General features: G+C 40.2%; 20 protein-coding genes and 2 pseudogenes. 10 read left to right on the top strand and 12 right to left on the bottom strand.

All coding sequences use genetic code 11. From position 1 onward, the window contains the following. Positions 1-95 precede the first annotated feature (95 nt). The 7 genes from BDD26_RS11645 to BDD26_RS11615 form a co-directional block, all read right to left on the bottom strand. Positions 96-293, bottom strand: coding sequence for an acyl-CoA dehydrogenase family protein (locus BDD26_RS11645; protein ID WP_211305471.1), 198 nt, complete (start codon positions 291-293; stop codon positions 96-98). A gap of 618 nt (positions 294-911) precedes the next feature. After that, positions 912-1793 (bottom strand): cysteine synthase CysM, encoded by an 882-nt coding sequence (cysM, locus tag BDD26_RS11640; protein ID WP_115826607.1) that lies wholly within the window; start codon positions 1791-1793, stop codon positions 912-914. A gap of 136 nt (positions 1794-1929) precedes the next feature. Then, on the bottom strand, positions 1930-3018 hold the full coding sequence (cysA, locus tag BDD26_RS11635) for a sulfate/thiosulfate ABC transporter ATP-binding protein CysA (RefSeq protein ID WP_038259632.1): 1089 nt from the start codon (positions 3016-3018) through the stop codon (positions 1930-1932). A gap of 33 nt (positions 3019-3051) precedes the next feature. Next, positions 3052-3891, bottom strand: a complete 840-nt coding sequence (cysW, locus tag BDD26_RS11630) for a sulfate/thiosulfate ABC transporter permease CysW (protein ID WP_038259630.1) — start codon at positions 3889-3891, stop codon at positions 3052-3054. Continuing rightward, positions 3891-4724: a sulfate/thiosulfate ABC transporter permease CysT gene (gene cysT, locus BDD26_RS11625; protein WP_038259629.1), complete on the bottom strand. Its 834-nt coding sequence runs from the start codon at positions 4722-4724 to the stop codon at positions 3891-3893. The genes cysW and cysT overlap by 1 nt, the downstream gene beginning before the upstream one ends. A 3-nt stretch (positions 4725-4727) precedes the next feature. Next, positions 4728-4916: a hypothetical protein gene (locus tag BDD26_RS11620; protein WP_038259628.1), complete on the bottom strand. Its 189-nt coding sequence runs from the start codon at positions 4914-4916 to the stop codon at positions 4728-4730. A 229-nt stretch (positions 4917-5145) separates the two neighbouring features. Continuing rightward, entirely contained in the window at positions 5146-5724 is a 579-nt protein-coding gene (locus BDD26_RS11615) for an RpoE-regulated lipoprotein (RefSeq protein ID WP_244922718.1), read from the bottom strand. On the opposite strand from BDD26_RS11615, the gene BDD26_RS20180 reads away from it, so the two are divergent. Together BDD26_RS20180 and BDD26_RS11610 are read left to right on the top strand one after the other, a co-directional pair. Then, entirely contained in the window at positions 5645-5917 is a 273-nt protein-coding gene (locus BDD26_RS20180; protein WP_232217366.1) for a hypothetical protein, read from the top strand. The two genes, BDD26_RS11615 and BDD26_RS20180, sit on opposite strands and share 80 nt — an antisense overlap. Then, positions 5911-6357, top strand: a complete 447-nt coding sequence (locus BDD26_RS11610) for a hypothetical protein (RefSeq protein WP_115826605.1) — start codon at positions 5911-5913, stop codon at positions 6355-6357. Before BDD26_RS20180 ends, BDD26_RS11610 begins: the two co-directional genes overlap by 7 nt. A gap of 54 nt (positions 6358-6411) precedes the next feature. Here BDD26_RS11610 and BDD26_RS11605 read toward each other — a convergent pair whose 3' ends face one another. Continuing rightward, the gene (locus BDD26_RS11605; protein ID WP_038259623.1) at positions 6412-6834 is read right to left on the bottom strand and encodes a GNAT family acetyltransferase; all 423 of its coding nucleotides are present in this window, start codon (positions 6832-6834) and stop codon (positions 6412-6414) included. Positions 6835-7154: 320 nt separating this feature from the next. Here BDD26_RS11605 and BDD26_RS11600 point away from each other — a divergent pair. The 8 genes and pseudogenes from BDD26_RS11600 to BDD26_RS20515 all read left to right on the top strand — a co-directional run. Beyond that, positions 7155-7354, top strand: a pseudogene (locus tag BDD26_RS11600) (Arm DNA-binding domain-containing protein); the annotation flags it as partial. Positions 7355-7383: 29 nt separating this feature from the next. After that, positions 7384-7779 (top strand): DUF1240 domain-containing protein, encoded by a 396-nt coding sequence (locus BDD26_RS11595; RefSeq protein WP_038259622.1) that lies wholly within the window; start codon positions 7384-7386, stop codon positions 7777-7779. 140 nt (positions 7780-7919) lie between these two features. Next, positions 7920-8081: pseudogene (locus tag BDD26_RS11590) on the top strand (phage major capsid protein); the annotation flags it as partial. A gap of 248 nt (positions 8082-8329) precedes the next feature. Further along, positions 8330-9316: a tail fiber protein gene (locus tag BDD26_RS11585; RefSeq protein ID WP_038259618.1), complete on the top strand. Its 987-nt coding sequence runs from the start codon at positions 8330-8332 to the stop codon at positions 9314-9316. A 737-nt stretch (positions 9317-10053) separates the two neighbouring features. Then, positions 10054-10962, top strand: coding sequence for an oxygen-dependent coproporphyrinogen oxidase (hemF, locus tag BDD26_RS11580; protein ID WP_115826603.1), 909 nt, complete (start codon positions 10054-10056; stop codon positions 10960-10962). A 259-nt stretch (positions 10963-11221) separates the two neighbouring features. Beyond that, on the top strand, positions 11222-12295 hold the full coding sequence (locus BDD26_RS11575) for a M4 family metallopeptidase (RefSeq protein WP_115826602.1): 1074 nt from the start codon (positions 11222-11224) through the stop codon (positions 12293-12295). Between the two features lie 222 nt (positions 12296-12517). Next, positions 12518-13564, top strand: coding sequence for a M4 family metallopeptidase (locus BDD26_RS11570; protein ID WP_115826601.1), 1047 nt, complete (start codon positions 12518-12520; stop codon positions 13562-13564). Between the two features lie 318 nt (positions 13565-13882). Beyond that, the gene (locus tag BDD26_RS20515; RefSeq protein ID WP_038267915.1) at positions 13883-14080 is read left to right on the top strand and encodes a protealysin propeptide domain-containing protein; all 198 of its coding nucleotides are present in this window, start codon (positions 13883-13885) and stop codon (positions 14078-14080) included. Positions 14081-14201: 121 nt separating this feature from the next. On the opposite strand, the gene der is transcribed toward BDD26_RS20515, so the two are convergent. The 4 genes from der to hisS all read right to left on the bottom strand — a co-directional run bounded on the left by der (position 14202) and on the right by hisS (position 19049). After that, on the bottom strand, positions 14202-15689 hold the full coding sequence (gene der, locus BDD26_RS11560; RefSeq protein WP_038267912.1) for a ribosome biogenesis GTPase Der: 1488 nt from the start codon (positions 15687-15689) through the stop codon (positions 14202-14204). Positions 15690-15952: 263 nt separating this feature from the next. Continuing rightward, positions 15953-17125: an outer membrane protein assembly factor BamB gene (gene bamB / locus BDD26_RS11555; protein WP_038267909.1), complete on the bottom strand. Its 1173-nt coding sequence runs from the start codon at positions 17123-17125 to the stop codon at positions 15953-15955. A 14-nt stretch (positions 17126-17139) separates the two neighbouring features. Beyond that, a complete protein-coding gene (locus tag BDD26_RS11550; protein ID WP_115826600.1) occupies positions 17140-17760 on the bottom strand; it encodes a YfgM family protein in 621 nt (206 codons plus the stop codon). 11 nt (positions 17761-17771) lie between these two features. Further along, positions 17772-19049 carry a histidine--tRNA ligase gene (hisS, locus tag BDD26_RS11545; RefSeq protein ID WP_115826599.1) on the bottom strand — a complete coding sequence of 426 codons (1278 nt, stop codon included), beginning with the start codon at positions 19047-19049 and terminating at the stop codon, positions 17772-17774. Positions 19050-19119: the final 70 nt, after the last annotated feature.

Raw genomic sequence — 19119 nt, 5'->3', positions numbered from 1 at the left:
CCTCGTTTTGATTAAAAAAACAGAGTCCGCATATTTTTATTGGTGATCTTTTATGGATAAGTCAGTGCAGCGTTATAGCTGTACTGAGTACAAATTTACTTACCAGGCAGCATTTTTTGCAATTCATTACTTCCTTCAACAACCTGAAAAATTTTTGCATTGCGATAAAACCGGCTGATACCGTTCATCTCATCACAACCGTAACCACCATGGATCTGAACTGCTTTTGCAGTACTCACTCCCGCTTCCTGTGATACGAAAAGTCTGGCCTGAAGTATTTTTTTCAAGAGCATCTTCATCCCTGAGTTCTTTGGCTTTTGTCGCTGAGGAGTAAATAAGTTGAGAGGCAAGCAGACTACTGGACATTTCCGCCAAATAACCACAAATAAAGTTTACAGAGATATTCAGATAATAACGTCTTACGTTCAGATATATTCATCACGACTCCCCTTTGTAAGTTTCATTTTATAGAAATTTGGTTCGTAATATTTATCTTGATGATTTAAGTAATAGGTTAATTTTCAGGTTAAATATAAAACTTAAGGCCTTATAGCTACCGCACGGGAATGTAATCACCCAAAATAATAAAAATTCAGAATATACATTTAATAAATCAGACAGTTAAAAACAGGTTAATAACAATGAACCTCTTTTTCCATAATATAAAATATTCATTAAATTATTCTTAATAAGAAGCTTATAGCTTAATCCAAATGAAAAAATACATTCTTGGATAACATAAATATTAATAAGAGCAATTAATATAGCTACCCATCCCATCGTTAATTCTCGCTCTTCTGATAAGAGGTTATTGATGGAGCACGGAAGATGTTCAGCCGACTTCAAGCTGTAGCATAGTCAACAAAACTACAGCTTGAGTATGGAGAGGAAAGTAAAAAATAAAAAAAGAGCTAACTAAATACCCCGGTAGACAAATACCTGTCTCCACGATCACAAATAATCGCAACAATAACTGCACCTGGATTTTCAGCCGCAATGCGCAGTGCTCCAGAAACAGCACCTCCAGAGCTAACACCACAAAAAATTCCTTCTTTCTGTGCCAGCAATCGCATCATTGCTTCTGCTTCTTGTTGCGTAATATCTAAGATTTGATCCACCAGATCTTTCTGATAAATACCCGGCATGTAAGCAGGCGACCAACGGCGGATACCGGGAATATGACTGTTTTCTGCTGGCTGTAGCCCCGTCGTCTGTACCTCATTTGATTGAGATTTCAGATAGCGGCTCACACCTGTAATAGTACCGGTTGTTCCCATACTGGAGACAAAGTGGGTAATACGTCCCTGTGTTTGCTGCCAAATTTCCGGCCCTGTTGTCTTGAAATGCGCCAGCGAGTTATCAGGATTATTAAACTGGTCAAGAACCTTTCCTTCACCATTCAGCTCCATTTGCTGCGCCAAATCCCGTGCACCTTCCATTCCCAACTCTTCGCTGACCAGAATCAGTTCAGCGCCGTAAGCTTGCATAGACGCCTGACGTTCATGGCTCATATTTTCAGGCATCAGTAACTTAAGCCGATAACCCTTTACCGCAGCAATCATCGCCAACGCAATGCCTGTGTTGCCGCTCGTTGCTTCAATAAGAACATCTCCCGGTGAGATTTCTCCCCGTAGTTCTGCTTGCTGGATCATTGAGAGTGCTGCTCTGTCTTTTACAGAGCCAGCAGGATTGTTGCCTTCCAGTTTTACCCAAATCTCCGCATTTACTCCTTCAGTAATTCGTTGTAATTTAACCAACGGGGTATTACCGATAAATTTTTCTAAGCTTGCCACAGTACTACCTGAATCGTATGAGAATAAACAACAGAATAATCGTATTCAGAAAACTGTCGCAAGCTCTTAAGCAAAAAAACCCCCTGTATCCTTCAAGACAACAGGGGAAACCCAGGGTTGTGCGAGTAATAAAAAATCAGGCGGATTCAGCGAGTTTCAGTACCTTTAATGATGAATTACCTTCATACAAACGAGCATTCTTTCCGCCAATAAAATATTGACTTCCTCTCGCCGGAATCAAAGAATTATCCGGCCAGATAACCGACAAACTCTCTTCTCCCCACCCCATCGGCTGAACAGACAACAGGGAAAAATGCCCTCGTGGACTCACTTCCACAATCTTAACCGGTAAAGGGCAAGATGCTGTTTGTTGTGTACTGAGATTCATTTCCCACGGACGCAAGAAAACATCAACACTCCCTTGATGTAATGGCATCACCTCCAATGGGAAAATTTTTCCGCCAATCCATAACTGAGAGCCTTTGATCTCACCGTGTAACTGATTCACTTCGCCCATAAATTCCAGTACAAAACGGCTTTCCGGCTCTTTCCATACTTGCTGTGGAGTACCAACCTGCTCTATAGCACCTTGATTCATCACCACAACCCGATCCGCCACTTCCATTGCTTCTTCCTGATCATGAGTGACGAATACGCTGGTAAATTTTAATTCTTCATGCAACTCACGTAACCAACGACGCAATTCCATCCGAACCTGAGCATCCAAAGCACCGAAGGGTTCATCTAATAAGAGAATTTGCGGTTCAACAGCCAATGCTCTTGCTAAAGCCACTCGCTGTTTTTGACCACCAGAAAGTTGTGATGGATAACGATCTGCAAGATGAGATAACTGAACCATATCGAGTAAAGACATTACCTTACTGCGAAGTGTCTCTCCACTGGGACGCTGACGACGGGGAAGAACCGTCAGACCAAAAGCAACGTTATCAAATACGCTCATATGACGAAACAGGGCATAATGCTGAAAAACAAAACCCACCCGCCGATCTTTTGCATGTACCTGGCTGACATCCTGACCATGAAACTTCAACTGCCCTGCACTTTGCTGCTCAAGCCCTGCAATGATCCTCAACAACGTCGTCTTGCCGGAGCCTGACGGGCCAAGCAGAGCAACCATTTCACCGGATTCAATATCCAGAGAAATATTATTCAGTATTTGAACCCGACCAAAAGATTTACTGATTTTGCTGATTTCAATACTCATATTCTGCCATTGACCTCCACTTATGACTCCCACTTACTGACGGCTTAAACGCCACTGCAAAGCACTTTTGACAATCAGCGTAATAATCGCCATCACTGCCAATAAAGCCGCCGCCACAAATGCGCCAACAGTGTTGTAATCCTGATACAGCAGTTCAACCTGCAAAGGCAATGTGTAGGTTTCTCCTCGGATCGCGCCTGATACCACAGACACAGCCCCGAACTCACCAATTGCTCGCGCATTAGTCAAAACAATGCCATACAGCAATGCCCAGCGAATATTCGGCAATGTCACACGCCAAAACATCTTCCAGCCAGAAGCACCCAATAATATTGCGGCTTCATCTTCCTGATTACCCTGACTTAACATTACCGGCACCAATTCACGGACAACAAACGGGCATGTCACAAATACCGTAACCAATACCATACCCGGCCAAGAAAACATTAACTGGATGTCATAAGCCCCAAGCCACTCACCCATCCAGCCATTAGAACCGTAAAACAACAAATAAAGTAATCCCGCTACAACAGGGGAAACTGCAAATGGAATATCGATTAATGTCAGTAATAATTGCCGGCCGGGAAACTGAAACCGGGTTACCAGCCACGCTGTTACCACACCAAAAATCAGATTGATGGGTACTGTGATCAATGCAATCAGCACGGTTAACCAGATGGCATGGAGCATATCGGGATCAAGAAGATTCTGTGCGAGGATATCGAGTCCTTGTGAAAAAGCGGTCAGAAAAATCCACGCTATCGGAATTACCAATAACAAGACGGAAACGATTATCCCCGAACTAATCAATACCCATTTACCCCAATTTATTGAGGAGCGCTGCATCAGTGTATATCCGAAAAATTCAGCCATTATTGCCCTCCGATCCGTTTACCAAAGCGGCTTTGCAATAAATTGACGCTAAATAGCAACAGCAGTGATACTGCCAGGATCACTGAAGCAATCGCACTGGCTGCCGGATAATCAAATTCTTGCAATCGTACAAAGATCATCAGGGAAACCACCTCAGTTTGCCACGCGATGTTGCCTGCAATAAAAATGACCGCACCAAATTCCCCCAGACTTCGCGTGAAAGAAAGTACCGTGCCCGCTATCAGTGCAGGTGAAAGTTCCGGCAAGATCACCTGCCTAAACGTCTGCCAGCGACTTGCCCCCAATGTCTGGGCTGCTTCCTCATATTCCGGGCCTAACTCTTCGAGTACTGGTTGAACGGTACGGACGACGAAAGGCAGACTGGTGAATGCCATTGCAACCGCAATACCCAACCAGGTATTCGCAACCTTAATATCAAAATTACCAAGCCAGGAACCATACCATCCGGTTGCAGAAAATAGTGTTGCCAGCGTTAACCCCGCAACCGCTGTCGGTAAAGCAAAGGGTAAATCCATCAATCCATCAAGCAGATTACGTCCGGGAAAACGATAGCGGGTTAGTATCCAGGCCATTAACATGCCAAAAACCATATTGAACAAACTGGCAATTGCAGCAGCCAGCAAAGTGACCTGATAGGCTGCTACAACCTGAGGATTTGCAATCACCTGCCAATATTCTGCCCAGCTCATACTGGAAAGTTGTATGGCCAGAGCGCTCAATGGCAATAACAGGATCAGGCAGGTATAAAAAAGACTACAGCCCAAACTCAACCCAAATCCGGGTAATACACGTTTACTGGATGCAACAAACATGGATCATGCCCTTCCATCAATGATTGAGCCGGCATACTGTCCGAGTTGACATGGGTTTTCACCAGAATGCTCCTGCAATGCGACTACATCTACACTGGAAATATAGGCGTTGAAATTCCCTATAAGGAATACAGTAAATAGTGATTCGGAAAACAATCCGCTCCATATCTTTTTATTTACCACTGTCTTCATTCAACACCTTATCTGTCACACCATTTAACAACGATTGCTCCATACTGTATCCAGAATATTTATAACAGGATAGGTTACTGCCCTCTGTTTTATATACCGAATTTTTATGAGAAATGATGAAACGAGATAAGCTATAAAAAACGCTACTTTTTACAGCTTTCCCCAGTTAGATAGTGTTAAAAAATGACCGTCAGCAAAATTTTTCCCCAAACTTTCTATTTTGTATTTATCATTCAGCTTTCCAGATAATACGAGAGATTTTCCACGTCCTTAGTACATCATCTGAAGGCATTAACTCCTCTGGGCCATTCCATGCTCCCGTAAATATATAGCTGACATGCTGGCTTTGTGGTGCAGCACAAACAACTGCCGATTGCATAGCTAAACTGCCAGAACGCTGACAAGCACCATAGGCTTTGTCATACAGTTCAGAAAAAGGCATTCCGATTTTTGTTCCCCAGACTGTCTTAATGTTTTCATCCAGGATATCAATATGATCCACCTTGCCATTATTCAAACCAGATAATTCAATTTTGACCTGATCACCTTCCATTCCCTGTACGATATTGACTAGTTTTCCATGCTGCATTTCCATGCCATTACGCAGGCGATACTTGCCTTCCAGCCCTTGTTGAATCGCAGATAAATTCATATCTGTCTGCTGATTTATCCCTCCTACACCTTGGTCAGATACCTCGAAGTGACTCGAAAACCAGTTTAAAGGTGATATGGAAGACCATGAAAATTCAGATGTTCCTGCACAAGCAGTCAATAATAATGAACCACTTATTAAGCCACTGATTGTCATAACCCTCTTTTTAAACAATAAACTAAATATAAAACATCTTTTCATTACTTTTTTTTACCTTATTTTCTGGTCAAATTATTTAGCACAACTTTGTAAAAATCATTGTGCAATTGTTTATAAACAGGTCGATATCATACCAAAACGCAACTGGATTATAAAAAACATTAAAATCAATGGCAAAGATTCATGGTAGCCACAATAATTACGATATTTGTGATTTTTTTAAACTCTACAGCTATAACGGAAGTTATGGTAATAGATACTATTGCAAAAATACCATGCTATCAGTTAGCTTCCCCGGCTAATTTCAACCAGGTACAGAAATACGTGCAAAATCTCCCTCATACAGTACGAGAAAATAAACAAATAAACGCTCCAAACTCTTATTCCGCACAGAATTGTAGGGTGCTCGAAAGTAAGGCTGAATCACCGATTCACGATCACTATTATTTTTCAAAAGAAAAAAATGGCGTCATTAATGTTAAGGTTATTCCTGTAACCGGACATCGTTCTTTCTTAATGTCAAAAGATCTCTTTATTACAAAAAATAAATATCAGAGAAAATTTCATCAATTAATAAAAAAATCGGCCAGAAAAATAATAAATTTTTTTAAAAGAGATTCGTTTAAATGAAATTGGGTTAATGGCCGAATGAAATAACCTTTCTCAGCCACTTACCTTTAACATTTAATCAATAATTAAACGTTTATTAAAAACGGTGTGCTCTTGCCCCCAATAATCATATTCCATTTTCTCACACATACAAATTGTTGCATCATTTTCCTCTGGAACCATGATTAAAATACCGGGGCAGCCTCTCGCCAATAATTTTTTTTCAAGGCGGGAAACTAAAGCATTGGCAATTCCTCTGCCTCTAAATTCAGGATGAACGCCTAAATAATAAGCATGACCACGGTGCCCGTCATACCCTCCCATCACTGTACCAACGACTTCTCCTGTCACTTCAGCAACCAGAAATAAATCAGCATCATGAGTTAATTTACGCTCAATATCGAGTTCTGGATCATCACCAGAATTAATCAAATCACAACGCTCCCAAAGTGTGATAACGGCTTCAAAATCTTCTTGCCGAAATAGCCTAATTTCCATAGTTAGTCAGCCTGTTTAATAAGCAATTGGTTCAATGACAATAATCACTACTTTCATTTTGGAATCAATATGAAAATGCGTTCATTGATACTAACAGGTATACTGCCTATCGTCATAAACTAACCAGAATGAAAGCAGAAATGAATATACCTAATATATATTAGTTTAATGTTTTTATGCTTGTCCATGTTTATTATTTTTATATAAAAATCAAATAATTAATAACATAACCAACTGTATATTGTTCCAGTGATTATTGACGTTTTCCTACTCTTGCAGCACACTGCGTATAAACATTTGTATAAATATCTTGGGTGATCATGGCTGCCGAACTAAACGAGCTCAGTGATAAAAAACTTAAAAACCTGCACAGAAAAGAAAGGGATAATATTGAGTTTTTTGCCGATGGTACTGGATTGAGTGCAAAAGCATCCAAAGTTGGTGGTATTAGTTGGATTTTTACCTATCGACTTGATGGTAAAAGCTAAACCGCCTTACCATTGGGCGCTATCCTGATATACTTTAGCTGATTTTATCGGCAACATAACAATGGATATGGCTAAAACCGCTATTTTGGGTGGAATAATATTGTTATTATTCCTTACATTTCTGATGTACTTCATTATTAAATCTGCTGTTTCATTAGTATTAATGAAAGATGAAATAACATTCTCCGGTGCAGTTATTATAAGCATTCTATCTTTCCCTATAATATTTTACTCCTTATCAGGATCTATTTTTTTCTTTATATTTGATAGACTACCTAAATTTAACAAGATAATTGTTAAATATCTGAGTAGGTTGATGATTGCATCATTTATAATTGGTTTTCCTATCTCTTTTTATGTTGATTATAAGTTAAAAAATGATGGTTATCTGACATGTGCTAAACTATCGTGGATGTCACCAACCACCTATGTAAAAGATTTATCACTGTGTAAATGAAAAAATTTGTAAATATTCTGTCATTATGTTTTCGCCTGTTTAGCCTCTAAAGTTTAGAGGTTTTTTAATTATTTTTCATAGTATTAAATAGTGTCTTTGAGGAAAATGAATAACCATAAGACACCATGAAAAAACTACTCGAATTACACCACTATGTCCTGACTGGCGAAGCCTGCTCCTTATCCACGGGTGTTCCGTCTAAGGGCGGCTATAAAATCATGCAGCAACTGACTGATGAGTCGGTCATGCGCCGGATCTGTACGGTGAAAACCACGTACAGCAAAGAATACAAGCACTTTCTGGGATATATCACCTTTATAGCACTAAGTGTCATCAGTTATTTGATAAATTTTACTATTTACCATCTGTTATTTTGTGCCATTCTGCTATCAAAGCATACAACTTACCAAATATTAACCAGCTGAATTTAGCCAAGCCGTACTCTCCAGTATTGATGAGCTGATTTTATTGATGTTCACAGGCGGAGAAGTATTCCACCGCCTTCATATTACTTCGCAATGTGCATTGTTGATTAAATGAGGGAATTACTATGCAAGATAAGAAGCCTGATGCACCTGTTTCCGAAGATAGCAATCTGGTTATTGTTGCAACTCCGAAATATGTCAAAGAATCCATTGAAGAACACGCACAGAGCCGCAACCATCCAAATGCAACACTGCAAGATAAGGGATTTGTTGTCCTGAGTAATGATGTCGATAGTAATAGCGAAACTATGGCAGCAACGCCAAAGGCAGTGAAAGCGGCATATGATCTAGCCAATGCTGCAAACAATAATACCAGTGACCGAGTTCCCATTGGACGTAAAGTTAATGGCTATGCTCTATCCGCTGATATCACCCTTAAAGCAGAGGATGTTGGAGCCTATACTAAAGCAGAAACTGATTCTCATATCAGCAAAGTCAACGTATTGGCAACCACCGCAAATCAGAATGCTATCGATGCCAATACCAATGCCGAAAATAGGCTAGCTAAAAATCAAAATGGAGCGGATATTTCTGATAAACAAGCATTTGTGAACAATCTTGGTTTATCTGAGACAGTAACGAGGGCAAAAAACGCAGTACAAGGTATACAATATACTGGTCACCTAACAGCTCATGACGCAGCTTGGGTTAAAATTGCCGAGGTCACAATGGAGGCCACGCTGAGTACACCAAGCACTATTAATATTAACATAATAGGAGGCTCAGGGTACAACATTGGATATCCTGGGCAATGCTCTATTGCAAATATAGTCTTAAGAACGGGAAACAGTAAACCTCACGGAATCAATGCCGTGATGTACATAACCAATACTGGCGCTCCCACTAGTTTAGCAACCGTTAATACCTCCGGTGATAACTATGATATTTACATAGCATTTGCCCCTTATTCAAGGGGTATAATTTTAAATGCTTTTGCATCAGACGGCGCCATTATTAACAACTTGTCAAATATGGCAAGTTATCCAAAACTTCCTGAATTTGCGTCTAAAGGAAGGGTATTTTCTTATCAATTACAGGAAGTAACCTCATAAATGATAAAATCAGGGGCAATCCGCCCCTGTTCTTATCTTTGGCTGTTCCAGCCATGCAATATATACTCAATAAACCTGAAGATGCATGATGAATAACTTGTATTACATTGATTTAAAATAAGTATTAATCATCATAAACCAGCATCTTGAAGTTAAATGAGTATAGATAACAGTCTCTGCTGCTGATTCCATATCGAACTCTCCGGAATCTGGACACAGACGTCAAACAAGAAACTGTATTAACACCCTCCTTTCATAAGGTAGAGTATTTAAATGTATTGACCTACATATCGTATCTATGATGAGTTTTGGCCTTTACCTTGAGTGAACAGCAACAGCTAGTTAAAACGTTTGATGGAATATAACGCAAAAAGTTAAGCTGTTTTACTGGTTCACTTATTGAATTTGATAAATCAATTCATTAAGGTAGCTCCGCCACTGGCAAAATCCAGTGGTCAGGGCTTCGCATTCCTGAGCTAAGAACACTTGGTAGGATGTTTCTACCAGTGCCCGCGTCACCCTTTCAACTATCGGTGATGTTATGTACTAATCTTTCTTTATTGAACACAAATTCACTCTTATCCTTTCCTTCCTTTTCTCTTACACTGTTCTTATCTTATGTTTTGTTTATAGGCTCGTTCAGTGTTCTATGTATAAACAATTATATAAACAAACGAAAACAGCCCAGGTTAAAAACAATACTTATTCATTTAATATCAATTGGTTACACCTTAATCATGAACATACCTAATATATCTCAAGTTAAGAATTTTTTCCTCTCATTACAGGATGAAATCTGTAAGCAACTTGAACACCTTGATGGTCATTCCCATTTCATGGAAGAGTGCTGGCAACGGGAAGAAGGCGGTGGAGGTCGCAGTCGCGTCTTGAAATCAGGCAAAATTTTTGAACAAGCAGGTGTGAATTTTTCTCATGTGACAGGAGATTCTCTGCCTCCTTCAGCGACTGCTCGCCGTCCTGAATTGGCTGGCCGCAGCTATCAGGCCCTGGGGGTTTCTCTTGTTATTCATCCCCTGAACCCTTATGTTCCGACCAGCCACGCTAACGTACGTTTTTTCATTGCAGAAAAAGAAGGTGAAACGCCTGTCTGGTGGTTCGGTGGCGGGTTTGATCTCACGCCTTATTATGGTTTTAAAGAAGATGTTATTCACTGGCATACTGTCGCCAAAACATTATGTCAGCCTTTTGGTGATGATATTTATCCTACATATAAAAAGTGGTGTGATGATTACTTCTTTATTAAACATCGTAATGAACCACGTGGTGTCGGTGGATTGTTTTATGATGACCTGAATACTCCCGATTTTGATACTTGTTTTAATTTCACACAAACTGTAGGCCATGGTTTCCTGACTGCATATTTACCTATTGTCGAAAGAAGAAAGGATATCAGTTGGGGAGAACGTGAAAGACAGTTTCAGTTATATCGCCGTGGTCGTTACGTCGAATTCAATTTAGTTTGGGATAGAGGAACATTATTCGGTTTGCAAAGTGGTGGGCGAACTGAATCTATACTTATGTCCATGCCTCCTCTGGTTCGCTGGGAATACAATTATTCTCCTGAACCACATTCTCCAGAAGCAGAATTATACTCATCATTTCTGATAAAAAAAGATTGGATATAATAAAACAATACAGAATTACCCCCAGAAACATAAATAACTATGTCGCTGGGGTATTCATCACCATTCAAAAAAATTTAGTTAAATATCCAAATCTAATTTTCATATCAATAGACTAATAAATTTATTTATCATTTTTCATTAGCAATATCCTGCTATAAAACGTCAATATTCCCCCTAATGACTATCACTTAAATTATAGATAGTATGCAAATGGGCGCCCAAAGAACAAATACAGCACTGACAAAATAGGGGAATAATTATGAATACTTATGAAATTAATAGATACAGTTTAATCCCTCCATTTGTCTTAGAGCAAATCTCTGATAATTGTGATGAGTGTACTAATCAGTACGTATTAAAAACGTTAGATCATGTCTACGATTTAATGAATATCACGGCTGTAGACGATATTTTACAGCAGGACTCTGATATTGAATCTGATGAAAAAACAAAACTGCATAGAATTATCTATGATGCAGAACAGGAAGAAGAATTTCCCGGAGGAAAATTAGCCCGCAGTGAAGGTATGCCTGAAAGTGAGGATATTGCTGTCAATGAGGCTTATGATTACCTTGGAAAAACTTATGAATTCTACAACAAAATTTTTGGCCGAAACTCACTTGATAACAAAGGACTCAAGTTAGTTGCCACAGTGCATTATGGTAAACGTTACTTAAATGCCTTCTGGTCCAGAAAACAAATCGTTTTTGGTGATGGCGATGGGCAATATTTCAATCGCTTTACCTCAGCGATTGATGTTGTAGCACATGAATTAACTCATGGTATCATTCAGAATGAAGTTAATCTCTATTATGCTTATCAATCTGGTGCCCTGAATGAGTCCATTTCAGATGTGTTTGGCATCATGGTAAAACAGTATGCCAATAACCAGAAAGCCGAAGAATCCGACTGGCTATTGGGAAAAGGGCTACTGGGGCCCAAATTCAATCCAGATAATAAGCCCGATATCGCTTTTCGTTCATTTATAAAACCAGGCTCAGCATTTCCTAAAGATAAGCAGGTTGGTCACATGGATGAATATGAAGAACTGCCGATTTTTGTTGATAATGGAGGTATTCATATATATTCAGGTATCCCTAACAGGGCATTTTACCTGCTTGCAATTGCTCTGGGAGGTTATTCATGGGAACGGGCTGGTAAAATCTGGTATGAAACTTTATTGGATGACCGGTTATCTTCAGATGCCACGTTTGATGATTTTGCCACATTAACGATTGACAATGCAGAAAAGTTATTTGGCAAAAAAGTCTCTCTCATCACCAATGAATGCTGGAATAAAGTAGGTGTACTTTTGCCAGACGATGATCAATAAAGATATTAATATAATATCAAACAAGCATCTCTAAAATAAAACCAAATTTATCATTAAACTAAAAAAAAGGGCCTGTTTTGGCCCTTTTTTATATTTATAAATTAATGCATTTTGAAGAGAAAAAAAGCATTTAGTTAGTAGAAAACCTCGTAAATTAGGCTAATAATTTAAATGGGGTCCCAAAAAATATACAACATTCAAAAAATAAACCGGGGTATTATTATGTGCAAAAATAAAACACACAGCATTATTCCTCCAAACTTATTTGAATATATAATTAAAATTTGTGATGAACAGGATAAGCCATCTCTCTTAAAAACATTAGATCATACTTACAATCTGATAAATAATTACACCGCAATGGGGAATCTATCTTTAAAATATAATCCAGGTTCTGATAAAAAGTTAAACAGAGCAATATACGATGCCGAAAACACAGATTTATACCCAGGCACTAAAATAATTCGATTTGAGGACACTCCTGAAAGCAGAGATATATCCGTCAATGAAGCTTACGAACATCTCGGCAACACTTATAATTTTTATAAAGAAATTTTTGGTCGTGATTCAATAGATAATAAAGGACTCAAATTAGTTGCTACAGTACATTATCTAGAAGGCTATGCAAATGCATTTTGGGCAAATAACCAAATGGTTTTTGGTGATGGAATGAAACTGTATTTTAATCGTTTTACATCTTGTATTGATATCACAGCACATGAATTAACACATGGTGTCACTCAATATGAAGCAGATCTCGATTATGCCTATCAATCTGGTGCACTTAATGAGTCTATTTCAGATGTATTTGGTGTGATGGTAAAACAATTTACCAATAACCAGAAAGCCAATGAATCTGATTGGCTGATAGGCCAGGGAATATTCGGGCCTAAAATTAACCCTTATAATGATCCCAATATTGCTTTACGTTCACTTAAATATCCGGGAAGTGCATATTCACACGATGATCAGATTGGGCACATGAATCAATATCAGGAACTTCCTCTGTCAAATGATAATGGTGGTGTTCATAAATATTCGGGTATTCCAAACAAAGCATTCTACCTACTGGCAGTTGAGCTCGGAGGGTATTCATGGGAGCGGGCAGGCAAAATCTGGTATGAAACACTAACAGACAGGCGATTATCTAATAAAGCAAATTTTAATGATTTTGCTAACTTAACCGTTGATAATGCATACAAACTCTTTGGCAAACGCATTTCAAATTTTGTTACTGACGCATGGAGCCAAGTAGGTGTTATTCGCTAACAATAAAAAATAATATTTTTAACCTGAGGGTTAGGGAAAACCCTGCTTTTATTTCCATATATTTTTATGCCTCCCATATCATCATGTTTTTTCATCACATCTTTGCTGAATGAATTTATTTTCTGATTTAATTAGATAAATTTTCTCAATAATATATCACCAGATATTTCATCCACTTGTCACACATACAACTTATAAAATGAGAGGGTAAAAATTTACATTTTTGTTAGTGACTGATATGGTTATTTTGGCTAATATTTAAGCTAGAAAAGATAGACCACAGACACCAGGCTAACAAACTAACAAGTTGGATATATTATGTGTAATGTAACAAATCAACCCAGTATAATTCCTCCCCATTTACTGGAACATATTGCAAAAAATTGTGATGAGAATGATAAAGAACACGTGCTAAGAACATTAGATCACGTTAAGAGTTTAATGAAACAATCAGCTACAAATCCTCCGTTACGAGCAAAAGATAAACTTCAAGTTGATAAAGAGAAAAATAATTAACCATCTAACATTAACAGAGCATAAACCAAGAAATAATAAGCTCAGATATTTATTATCAGTCACTTTCTAAAATAAAGAGCTATTTTCTAGCTCTTTATTTTATTAATGTTTATTTAATTATTTACCGTTTTTTCAAATGCGCCATCAAACGTTTACGCTTACGAAGCTGTGAAGTAGTCAAAGTATTTTTCTTATCAGCATAAGGGTTAGCCCCTTCTTTAAATTGAATACGGATAGGCGTTCCCATGACTTTTAAAGAGCGGCGGAAGTAATTCATTAAATAACGCTTATAAGAATCAGGTAAATCTGTCACCTGATTGCCATGAATCACAACAATAGGCGGGTTGTACCCACCGGCATGGGCGTATTTCATTTTCACCCTGCGTCCACGTATCATCGGAGGCTGATGATCTTCTTCTGCCATACGCATAATGCGTGTAAGCATGGAAGTATTAATGCGACGGGTCGCACTTTCATAAGCCTCCAGAATCGAATCAAACAGATTACCCACGCCACTGCCATGTAATGCAGAAATAAAGTGAACACGGGCAAAATCAACAAACCCTAAACGCAGATCCAGCATATCTTTGACGTGATCTTTGTCATCCTGACTCATGCCATCCCATTTATTAACCGCAATAACTAAAGAACGGCCGCTATTGAGAATAAAACCAAGCAGGGAAAGATCCTGATCAGAAATGCCTTCGCGCGCATCAACCACCAGCAGCACAACGTTTGCATCTTCAATGGCCTGAAGTGTTTTGATGACAGAGAACTTTTCCACCACTTCTGTCACCTTACCACGTTTGCGAACTCCCGCTGTGTCAATCAGGATATATTCACGACCATCACGCTCCATTGGGATATAGATGCTATCACGGGTTGTTCCCGGCATATCGAAAACAACGACTCGTTCTTCCCCCAGAATTCGGTTGGTCAGCGTGGATTTGCCCACATTCGGGCGCCCAACAATAGCCAGTTTCAGTGGCAATGTTGTCGGATCAAAATCCTCTTCCTGTTCAGCTTCAACCACTAATTCAGCCTGTTCCATTTCAGCCCAGTAAGCGGCATTAGCTTCTTCTTCCGTTAATTCAATTTCTTCTGCGCCTTCTTCTTTCTCAGAAAAAGGTAACAATACACGCTCAATCAGTTGAGTCACGCCACGCCCATGAGCTGCCGCGATAGAATATATATCCCCTAGTCCCAAAGAGTAGAATTCGGCAATAGATATATCAATATCAATACCATCAGTTTTATTTGCGACTAAGAAAGTCGATTTTTCACGGCTGCGCAAATGTTTTGCAATCGCGTGATCAGCAGGCATCAGTCCGGATCTGGCATCGACCATAAACAGGACGATATCTGCTTCTTCTATTGCCATCAGAGATTGCGCAGCCATTTGTGTTTCTACGCCCTCTTCCGTTCCATCAATACCACCTGTATCAACGATGATAAATTCTTGCCCTTCAACTTCCGCCCGTCCATATTTACGGTCTCGGGTTAAACCGGGGAAATCCGCTACCAACGCATCTCTGGTTCGGGTTAGACGATTAAATAAGGTAGATTTTCCGACATTGGGGCGCCCAACCAGCGCAACGACAGGTATCATTTTTTTGATGCCTCATGACTAGATTTAAATCGATATCCTGCAAAAAAAGAACCACTTGAAGTTCGTCACTACCAAATCTTTCTTCTCACAACCGCAAGATACTAAAAAGACGACACGGCCCCTGTCAGCACAGGAGCCGTGTGAGTATCGCTATCCCCTCCATTTTTCAAATCACCTTTTGCTTTCCATCGCGATGCAACTTGAAATCGGTTGGTATATAGCATTAAAACAAATTCTGTTTCTGTTTTCTGTATATCAGCATATCAGCGAGTGTACAGGTAAACCGCTCCGTCCTTCGCCTGTACCATCAGCTTATCACTGGCAATCACAGGACGACTCAAAAGGCCAGAGCTATCGACTTTATGTTGAGCAACAAATTGCCCATCAGCCATACTTAACCAGTGCAGGTAACCTTCTCCATCACCTACAACCAGATAGCCATTATACATTTCTGGTGCAGTCAGATTACGGTGTAACAGATTGTTTTGAGACCAGATTGTTACCCCATCACTCTTACGCAAAGATAAAATCCGATCGTCCTGATCAACAATGAAAATATTGTTGTCGGTCACAACCATATCATTCACAGAGCCCAGATCACGCTTCCAAATAATCTGGCCGGAACGCATATCCATCGCCACTAAGTTGCCGTTATAAGCAATAGCATAAATGACATTATCAGAAATGACCGGGGTCATATCAACATCATTCAGACGATCGATTTCAGTTGTCCCTGTCACCTGAGAGATACGCTGCTGCCAAATCAACTGCCCCTGAGAAAGCAGAACAGCACTGATACGGCCATTATCACCACCGACAATTGCTGCTCCGTATGCTATAGCTGGTGCTGATTCACCACGGACAGATAGCGGAGGTGTGTCCATATTGATTGACCAGGCAACAGAACCATCATTTTCATTCAGGGCCTGCAACATGCCATTACCGGTGTGGATCAGAACAAGGCCATCACTCACGACCGGACGAGATAATGCTTCACCGGCAACCTGAGATTCCCACTCAACCTTACCGTTTGTGGAATCCAATGCGATAACTTTTGCTTTTTCTGTACCGACATACAGACGATCACCCGATACAGTCAGACCACCAGACAGTAGCGCCGGCAGACGAGATGATAACAACCCTGTTTTCTCAGACAGATCCGTTGACCATAACTCTTTACCACTGTCTATCTCAAATGCTTTAACGATACCATGACGATCAGCAACATAAACCGTTGAACCTTGCCAGGCCGGCGATAAGTGAGAGTAATAGTGACCAACACCATTGCCGACCGACTTATCCCAAACTACACGCGGATTGAATTGATTTTCAACCTTTGGTAGTGGGGACATTATTACTGTATCCTGTTCACTTGAGCAACCTGCCAGCAGAACAGAAGCAACCAGCCCAACCAAGAGTGTTTTTCGCAGTTGCATTAGAGTTGGCTCCCTTAGTTGGATAAGTTATCTAGTTTAATTTGAATCATTGATTTCAAAGCCTGAGAACCCTGGGCGTTTAGCCCATTGGAGTATGCCTCACGCGCACCTTTAATGTTCCCTTTCTTCGCCAGAATATCACCACGGATATCCTCAGCTACTAACTGCCATCCCTTACTTTTAACTTGCTCCAGTGTTTTCAATGCAGCATCAGTTTTATCTTCTGCTAACTGAACCCGGGCCAGACGAATATTGGACAAGTCCACCATATTCTGATCTTTCGCTTTACCTGAAGCCACCAGCAAATATTTTTCTGCCTGTGCCAAATCATTTTTATCAGCAGCGTGTTTTGCTAATTCCATATCCGTCATCACACCGTAGATGTTATTCGTTTCATTAGCGAATTTCTCTACGGCAGTAATGCTTTCTTTCGAACCCGATGCCAGTGATTTGTTCAGTTGTTCGAATTGTACCGCGGTATCCTGTAGCTGGTTTGTTTGATGAGATTGCCAGTAACGCCAACCAACAATTGCCCCAATCCCCAATACTAAGCCAACAGCAATGTACTTACCGTTGTTGACAAAAAAACGCTTTATTGCATCAACTTGTTCAGTTTCAGTGGTATAGGCTTCCACAGAGTCTCTCCTTAGCCTAACAGTTCGCTCAAACGTACTGCGATCGCTTGTTGTGGCAATGTTTGTTGCTCACCATTACGTAAATCTTTCACGGTGACATTACCTGTACTAATTTCATCTTCTCCGAGGAGTAAAGCAATTTTGGCACCATGCTTACCTGCACGTCCCAACTGCTTCTTGAAGTTACCACCACCATGATTGGTCATCAGGCGTAATTCAGGCAATTCATTACGGATTTTCTCCGCCAGAATCAATGCTGCCTGTTGGCTACCCTCACCAAAGGAAGAGAGATAAACATCTGCAATAGCGAGATCTGCAACAAATTCAGGATTCACTTCCTGAACCAACAGGATCATTCGCTCCATCCCCATTGCAAAACCTACTGCTGGTGTTGCTTTTCCGCCCAGTTGTTCAACCAATCCATCGTAGCGCCCTCCCGCACAAACAGTGCCTTGCGCGCCCAATGCAGAAGTCACCCATTCGAAGACCGTGCGGTTGTAATAGTCAAGACCACGGACTAAACGCTGGTTGATACGATATTGAATACCCACAGCATCCAGAATTTGGCACAGGCCATCAAAGTGCTCTTTTGACTCTGCATCAAGGTAATCAAACAGGGCAGGTGCGTCATTAAGAAGAGCCTGAATGTCAGGATTTTTAGAATCCAGCACACGCAATGGATTTGTGTACATGCGGCGCAGGCAATCTTCGTCCAGTTTCTCTTTATGCTGCTCAAGGAATGCGACCAGTGCTTCACGATAGTTTGCACGCGCTTCCAAAGAGCCAATCGAGTTCAATTCGAGTGTCACATGCTCGGCAATACCCAATTCACGCCACCAACGTGCAGTCATCAGGATCATTTCGGCGTCAATATCCGGCCCTTGCAGACCAAACACTTCTGCACCTAATTGATGAAATTGACGATAACGACCTTTTTGTGGACGCTCATAGCGGAACATCGGGCCAATGTACCATAAACGTTGTTCCTGATTGTACAGCAGACCATGCTGAATACCGGCACGCACACAGCCTGCGGTATTTTCCGGGCGCAAAGTCAAACTTTCTCCATTACGGTCATCGAATGTGTACATCTCTTTTTCGACAACATCAGTAACTTCCCCAATTGCGCGTTTGAATAACGGGGTCTGCTCTACAATCGGTGTTCTAATTTCACTGAAACCATAACCAGCCAACACACGTTTCACAGTAGACTCAACACGTTGCCAGATGGCTGTTTCAGCAGGAAGGCAATCGTTCATACCACGAATTGCCGGAATATTTTTTGCCATGTTTTATCTCTTATTAATATTTCTACATACAATAGAGTCGATTATAAAAGCGAATATTTGCAAGGTTCAA

It is taken from the genome of Xenorhabdus cabanillasii, assembly GCF_003386665.1.
In the GTDB taxonomy this organism is placed as follows: Bacteria; Pseudomonadota; Gammaproteobacteria; order Enterobacterales; family Enterobacteriaceae; genus Xenorhabdus; species Xenorhabdus cabanillasii.
The sequence above is the reverse complement of the archived record's forward strand: the minus strand, read 5'-3'. Positions and strand labels throughout refer to the sequence as shown.